Here is a 6394-nt window from a genome sequence, read left to right on the forward strand (position 1 = left end):
ACATGATTGTCTTTTTTTGAGCATGCCGTGACGCACAAAGGCACCATCAGACACGCCACCCAAATCGGGGCATGTGCCATAGAACCACCTTGTATTATTCGTCGTTATAGATCAGATCTAAACGTTAATGAGTGGAATCAGGCAAAGCACAGCCGTGAGATCGTCTTGCCAAAGGCAATCGAAATAAAAAGCACAATCGGTTTAAGTTTGGAAATGGCAAAGCCAAAAGATAAATGTCAGTACGCATGGCGGACTCCTTTGTTTAAAGCAAGCCTACCGAATCCCTGCTAAAAGATGGTGGTAGGACGAAAGAGGGTTAGCAGACTGGTAAACAAAGAAACCAGCACGCGCAAGCGCGTCCCCCCTCCGCCCTACCATAGAAGAAAGGGGGACGAACGGGTCCACGACATACAAAAAATCAATTTCGTATCTCGTCTTTGTTTAACTGGGTCTGCTAAAACCCACTGGCAATGTAGGCCAGCACGCCAAGGATAATCCCTGCTTACCCGTCGGTCAAGCAACGGGCGCTATGGCTGCTCAGGAAATCGTAAAGCGGATAACGCTATGATCTCTCTCAGCTATTTGATAATGGAGTCCGCTTAAGCAATCGATGAATCATTTTTAGCTTGAGTCTTGATCATTCGTTTGATTATGATTCTCAAAACACAAGACAATAATTTTTTTGAGTTCACTCATCGTGTCAGAACAATTTAACTTTGTATCTATTAAAAAAAAGGCCAACATTCATTTTAATGGTTCGTCGATTAGCCATGTGCTCATTTTAAAAGACGGCACTAAAAAGACACTCGGCGTTATTCTGCCTTCAGAACACCCCTCACCTTTAAGACTCATCTCGAAGAGCGCATTGAAATTATTTCAGGCACATGTGCAGTTCAAATTGGAGCTGCCACTGAGGTCTCAACATACAGCTCAGGCGAATCTTTTATTATTCCCCCCAACAGTGAATTTACGATCCAGTCTGATGGCGTTGTAGATTATGTATGTCACTTTGAACCGCATTAAACTTTTTTATTATTTAGCTTAAATAAGGGAAGCCCTCTCATGGTGGCTTAATCCCTGCGTTTCACTTCACCTATTTATGTTGAATGATCTGACCACTAAATGACTCCATACCACGATCCCACACATAAAGATTGGTTGCATGCTCTTTAAGTGAAGTCATTCTGACATCTAAGCTTTCAAGATTTTCTAATGGTGACTCCATATCATCATTCATAAACGGAGGCACCGTGAGATTACCCTGAATATCAGGTTTAAACTGTTTTTGCTCCAGTAAAACCCCGATGCCATCTGTCACATCCAACCATATCTCCCTGATTTTTGCACAGTAATTTGTCTCTTCCGAATAGAATGCTTTTTGGAAGGTTAAGAAGTAGCGCACCACATAGTGTTGATGTTCTGGATCACGATAAATCTGATAAAAACGGTACAGCACTTGTGCACGACACCATGATTTATCCATGAGTCGTCGCTCAAACTGCTTCAATGCTCGACTAAAACTTTGAATATGACTCAGCTCTTGTGCTGTTGGATGCGGGTGCATGGTTAAATAGAATTTAAGATCAGGCGCATCCACACTCAGTCGATTTATGTTTGAGTATTGGTCCATCAATTTCTGGATCTTTTTCTCATAAGCCGCATTGCACTTATTTAGCATTTCTTGAAAGCCAATGCTTTTAAATAACTTTTCTAATTTAATGAGTATCTTCGAAACTAAGTCTGCCCATTGTTTCTCATTCTCAGGCCAAATCTGAAATTCTTCCTGTTCCGCGACACATGCATAGTACGCATTGCTGAATTGGGTCACCCAAAACCCAAATTTAAATTCTCGATGTGAAAACAGCAAATAATGCCAATCCTGACGATACTCGAAGAATGAGCGTCGCCAAGTCTTTCTCAAATCGCTATCAACCAGTGTTGCAAGCTTAAGTGCAATATAAAAATCATGTACATCCTGCTCTAATTTTGGAGCAACGAAGAGTTCAGCTTGTTTGAAATTCATGTCAAAAGTCGTCCTATGTGATTCATTCATAAGACGGCACTCGATGTATTTTTTTACTAACTCACTTTGATTCAGACTTCAATTGATACTGTCTTCCATGTGGTTGATATTCCCCTTTACTCAAACAACGCATTCCTGCATAACTAACCAATAAGCTTTGATCATATTTGTCCTCATTGGCAAAGTAGTTCAACAGAAGCATCAAATTGTCAGTCATTTGCTTATCGTCACGATGCAGCATACCCAATGCGAGACGTCCCGTTTGCAGATAACGCTGCTTGTATTTAACGGTATTACAATTGTTGCCTATTGCACCTTCCCCAACAATCTCTTGCCATTTATCAATCACTGCTTGTCCAAGAAAGGTATCGTTCTGACGCTTTGAACCGTTATAGATGAATAGCAGATGAGCATGGAATCCTTTGTCCCTCCCTTGCTCCAGTTTAAGCACATATCCTTTCAACTCAGCAAAACACCCCTGCTGGTCTTTAAGCAATTGTCTTAATTTTTGGATATGCTGATAAAAGTCCTGTAAACCAATCTGACCATGCTTCTCCTTTGTATAACTTAGATCAACACGAACCAATAACAGCTTGTGATGATCTTTGATGATGGTCTGCATGTAGGATTGTATTGATTCACGATTGCGTTGCTGCTGCTCTTTATAACGTTGCAAATGCTCCTTTACCTTTTCACGTTGACTCAAGATCAACTTTTGTAACTGATTCACTTGCTGTGCATCCAATGTACTTATTTCATCGTAAATACGTCCATCCAGCATCTGCTCAACAGCCTGCATCAGTAGGACAAATATCTCAATGGTTGCAGCATAGCTGAGTAATTCCTGATGGTACTGCTTGAAGCGTACAATCAGTTCTTGTAGTAAGTCTAGGAAGACAGCATGTTCAACATAGTGGTTAAGATTACATTCAATGAAGTGATGTATATCGGATAATACGGAAGCTTGATGAATGTGGTCAGAGAGTCGCATGAGGATGTTCCAATCAAGGTATGTCATATCTCAAGCAGTAGAAGTATTTTTTTATTGTAGTTCTTACCAATAAGAATTCTGATCATCAGTAGATTCACATGTGATCTTAGGGACCACCTGTTCATCATCGCTTTAAATGCTTAAGTTGATTTAAAGTCTTTAACAACAACTCACCTAGTGGTTGAGTTGTTGTATGTATGATGTCTACTGAGTAATGAAGGTATAAGAGAATAGATATATGATTAATAATACTATTTACCGACTTCAACGATGTTGTAACTGTCTGCACATCACTGTATAAAGACAATTCTGAGACATGCTGAGCATCGGTCGCTGAGCAAAAAAATAAAAACGAGACTTAAGCGAAAAAATTAGATTTAGCATCAACCGTCCCCAAACATGTTTGCTTGACCACAAATCGTGTTGGCTAGTCCATGTTGAAACTTAATCAGCATATTGAATCTAAACTTTCTGAACGCTAAGGATGCTATTTTTTCGGCATTGCCCCCTTAATAAAAGCCTTTGGAACTGAATGGCTAAATGGGGGATGAAATACATCCCGATAAGCAAAATATGTTACGACTTGCTCAATGAACTCTTTTTTCATTTTTTTATCATATGCCTCAAGATAGACATGATAAGAGTTCTGAGCATTATACACTGCATTCAATCCATCAGCAGAATGCATTAATACTCTCGATTTAATAGCACCATGGAATTTTATATTTTCAACATCTTGCAGCTTTAAAATCTGAGAGGCTTTAGTATCAAGAAAGTTGTTCCAGCGCCTATTCAGATCATGGACTACCGTTTGAAAGTGTTCCTGACAACGATCATTAAAGAACAATACAATATCCAGTTTAAATTCTGATATCAAATTCAAGCTATTCTCTTGCCAGCCCCCAATATAACCACGCAACCAACAACAAGGTTTAGCTCTCTTTGATAAGCGCATAAACTCAGTAAATAGTTTTGAGAATTCTGGCTGAGTAAAGTTTCCTTTCGATGAGCGAGTATCAACGATTATACGATAAGCCCAACAATTCTGCTCCAAGATACGATTAAGATATTCTCGTGTATTGGCATATCTACGTATACATTGAGTATAGTGTTTTTCTAAAAGCTTACGTTTATCACCTTCTGAAATTTGCTTTGAAAAGAATAAACCCCGTATATTCTGGATATTACTATTCAACCGACCTAATACAACAGAATCTACAGGCTGATTAAAGTTAAGGCCTTCAAGAATTATCGATTGAAAATTTTCCCACAAGATTAGGTCATCTAGGCTACGAAACCACCATGGTCGAAATCCACGATTACGAATTAAAAAATCAAGCTTATCCCAAAAGTTAAGATCACTTTTAATTTGAATCAACAGCGATAAATACTGATGACCTAGCTGTGTAGCAGTTGTTTGTATCTCTCTAGCATTCAAAAAGTAAGACTGCTGGATTAATCCCACCCTATTAAAAGCTGGATGTTGATTAGGCAACAAGGTTTCAATAAACATCTCAATTAGGAACAATAAGTCTCCATACTGTATTGGAAGCCCTTGCTCAGCACAAAATTCTTTATAGTAAATCTGCCCGACAAGCAGACGATCAGCCACACGTTTATCAAGATGATTGATATCCCATATCCCTTTGGGCGGTTTCCATGCCTGCAATATCTGCGCAAGATTTTTAGGCATAGGGCCTTTCTTAGGTACTACAGCTTGCCTGTTTATTTCAGGCAGTTGCCAATCCGAATGATAAAGGACCTCACTCACTTCAAAAGGCATTTTAGGATATATGAGCCTTGCAAATGAATCTATTTTAAAAAAATAGCTGAGTACCCAATACTTAAATTCTTCAATTCGTTTACACGAACTGACTCCAACATGTCCAACAGCATTTTTCTTAGCATGCGTCCTTACAAACTCATTTCCATTAATGACATCAATAGCATTATATTGACTAAAATCTCTCTTCAATAATTCCTGTAGACGAGCAATAATAGCCGCTTCCTGATCAATGCCATGACTTCTTAATATTAGAATACATGAAAGTTTTAAACCATTTTGATAATCATGCTCAAGTTTGGTATACGCACATAGCCAATATGGAATCGAATCACAAATAGCATTCTGGATATCAGCCCGATCTTTAAGTACTTGCTCAATCAAGCATTCTAAAGACTCATTCTCTAATGGATTCAGTGTACGCACAAACCGAACATCAAGAGCAAAGATATATACCTTCTGATGTATTGCCAAAAGCGTATCAAAATCCTTAAAAGCATGATTAATCTTCTCGACGACTTGCTGAGTCTGCTTTTCGGTATTCTCTATATATGAAGAAGTTTTCTGTACGTCTGAAAAGTAATTAATTAATCTCCAAGCTTTGTCGTATGTGAATTTTGAAAGCGACCATTGCTGCTTCCTCTCTTGCAGACCTTCGGAATTCAATAAAATCTGTTCAATACCAGAAGTAATACTTGGTAGATCAACTGCATCTTCTTTTAAAAAATGTTGATAATAAACCCAATTTAAACCCAACCAAAGATAGCTCATATCAAACATTTCACGCTCAAATCTCAGCGCATTAAAATAAACAAGAAATGAATGGTCAAGTTCAGCATGCATAGTCACATCAATGTCCAAATGAACCACGCGAGGCACGCTTCCAGATTTCAAATCCCCCACAAACTTTTCTAAGGCCCGGATAACCTGAACCGACTCTTTGTATAAACAAGGGCGCTGGTAAGCCGGATCACTCTTCAAGGAGTAATCTAACGCTTGCCAAATATAAGGAACTTTATTAAAAAGCAAACCCAATAGATCATCATTGTTAATTATTAAATTATAATTATCCATAGATACGTAAAAAAACTAGTCAATAGCTGATATTATCAGCTATGAAGTGATTTTTCTCAATAAATTAAATCCTATTAATCACATTATTTTACATCATTATTCAGTATTAATAAAATTAAAAATCACTATGAATAATATAGTTAATCTTCTTTCACTTTCAGACACACTCATTGGGTCTCATCTTTTGTGGAAAAATGGTTAATTATTTTATAAAATTCTGTTTAATTAAACAGAATTTAACCATGGTTTCATCATGAAAGAAGTGACTGTTATAGAGCTAAGCGAGCATACCGGTCTCTCAAGATCTAAGATTTACTACCTTATAAAAAAAGGCAAAATTATAATTTCAAATGGAAAAATAAATTTTGAAGATGCAATTCGGGTTATTACCGAATTAACTTTAAAAAAGAAAGAAAGTACAAATGAAGAAAATTTTAGACATATTTTCAACATGCTATATTTGCAAAATATTACCCTGCAAAAGCAGCTGGATTTAGCTTATGAACGTGAAAAAGTCTATCTT

At 37.6% G+C, this 6394-nt stretch carries 3 protein-coding genes and 2 pseudogenes; 2 read left to right on the forward strand and 3 right to left on the reverse strand.

The genetic code is table 11. The features are described 5' to 3' along the window. Window positions 1-697: 697 nt before the first annotated feature. Window positions 698-1023, forward strand: a pseudogene (locus tag A2003_RS11925) (pyrimidine/purine nucleoside phosphorylase). Between the two features lie 70 nt (window positions 1024-1093). Here A2003_RS11925 and A2003_RS11930 read toward each other — a convergent pair. From A2003_RS11930 to A2003_RS11940, 3 genes are all read right to left on the reverse strand, one after another. Next, a complete protein-coding gene (locus A2003_RS11930; RefSeq protein ID WP_286687429.1) occupies window positions 1094-2023 on the reverse strand; it encodes a hypothetical protein in 930 nt (309 codons plus the stop codon). Between the two features lie 61 nt (window positions 2024-2084). After that, a complete protein-coding gene (locus A2003_RS11935) occupies window positions 2085-3014 on the reverse strand; it encodes a YagK/YfjJ domain-containing protein (RefSeq protein WP_286687430.1) in 930 nt (309 codons plus the stop codon). Between the two features lie 487 nt (window positions 3015-3501). Further along, a complete protein-coding gene (locus A2003_RS11940; protein WP_046812870.1) occupies window positions 3502-5871 on the reverse strand; it encodes a hypothetical protein in 2370 nt (789 codons plus the stop codon). 253 nt (window positions 5872-6124) lie between these two features. Here A2003_RS11940 and A2003_RS11945 point away from each other — a divergent pair. Further along, window positions 6125-6394, forward strand: a pseudogene (locus A2003_RS11945) (hypothetical protein); the annotation flags it as partial.

Origin of the sequence: Acinetobacter sp. GWC1_38_13, from assembly GCF_001767535.1 — a bacterium.
Taxonomy (GTDB): domain Bacteria; phylum Pseudomonadota; class Gammaproteobacteria; order Pseudomonadales; family Moraxellaceae; genus Acinetobacter; species Acinetobacter junii.

Bases quoted from the DNA above. Each gene is read 5' to 3' on its own strand.
- A2003_RS11930 (WP_286687429.1), bottom strand. From the start codon at position 2,023: ATGAATTTCAAACAAGCTGAACTCTTCGTTGCTCCAAAATTAGAGCAG.
- A2003_RS11935 (WP_286687430.1), bottom strand. From the start codon at position 3,014: ATGCGACTCTCTGACCACATTCATCAAGCTTCCGTATTATCCGATATA.
- A2003_RS11940 (WP_046812870.1), bottom strand. From the start codon at position 5,871: ATGGATAATTATAATTTAATAATTAACAATGATGATCTATTGGGTTTG.